At 60.2% G+C, this 596-nt stretch carries 1 protein-coding gene; it reads right to left on the minus strand.

The window, feature by feature from the left end; all coding sequences use genetic code 11:
- A partial coding sequence (locus ACR0JR_RS22390) for a PA14 domain-containing protein (protein WP_480458219.1) occupies positions 1–596 on the minus strand: 596 nt, incomplete at both ends.

A 596-nucleotide genomic window follows, 5' to 3' on the forward strand; every position in this document is an offset into this window, starting at 1 on the left:
TGGCTGAACGCCTCGCCCGAGATGACCTCGCGCTGGCCGTTGCTGTCGGGGCCTTCCCATTCCAGCTGCAGTGTTGCCTCGCCGCCGCGCTCGAAATACCGGATTTCGATCTCGTGGGGGCCCGCTGACAGATCCAGTGTGACGCTCTGCTCTTCGAACCAGTGTAGCCCATCATTATCGATGACCGGCTGACCGTCAATATAAAGCGCCGAGCCATCATCCGATGTCAGAAACAGCGTATAGGTGCCACCTTCGACAACATTCAGATTGCCTGTGTAACGGGCCGCAAAATCATCGGACGGACCGCCCTCCCACAAAGACCCGTTGCTGCGGTAGGTGTCCAGCTCGGATACCATGCCGGTGCCGTCAGGCGTGGCGTCAAAGTCTATCTGGGACAGGCTGGAAATGCCCGACCCCATAACGAAGTAAGATCCAAGCAGACCGGGCAGGCCCGCGCCACCACTATTGCCGTGGTCGTCGGTGTCATGTCCATCATGCCCGCTGTGATCATCACTCATATCGCCGTGGCTGAACGCCTCGCCCGAGATGACCTCGCGCTGGCCGTTGCTGTCGGGGCCTTCCCATTCCAGCTGCAG

The sequence above is a fragment of the Ruegeria sp. AA3 genome, assembly GCF_056542905.1.